Origin of the sequence: Trabulsiella odontotermitis (assembly GCF_001188485.1) — a bacterium.
GTDB classification, from domain to species: Bacteria; Pseudomonadota; Gammaproteobacteria; order Enterobacterales; family Enterobacteriaceae; genus Trabulsiella; species Trabulsiella odontotermitis_A.
In genome coordinates this window covers 1-225 of record NZ_JNGH01000069.1, presented here as the reverse complement: position 1 = coordinate 225, position 225 = coordinate 1, and the positions used below count along the sequence as shown (strand labels likewise).

The following is a 225-nucleotide window of genomic DNA, read 5'->3' as shown; positions in this document are numbered from 1 at the left end:
TCACCGCTGGTCGCTGCCGGTCACCCTGCTCGCTACCCCGGCGCTACTGCTGTTCGCCGATATTCTCGGTCGTCTGCTGGTGCCCGGTGAACTGCGGGTATCGGTGGTCAGCGCCTTTATTGGCGCACCGGTGCTGATCTGGCTGGTGCGTCGTCAGCCGACGGGAGGTGCGCGATGATCGCCCCGTCCCGTCGGTTAGTGTTCAGTTGTCTGCTGCTGGTCGCC

Annotated in this window: 1 protein-coding gene; it reads left to right on the top strand. The window is 65.3% G+C overall.

The window, feature by feature from the left end:
* A partial coding sequence (locus tag GM30_RS23955; RefSeq protein WP_155483935.1) for an iron chelate uptake ABC transporter family permease subunit occupies positions 1-178 on the top strand: 178 nt, incomplete at its 5' end.
* Positions 179-225: the final 47 nt, after the last annotated feature.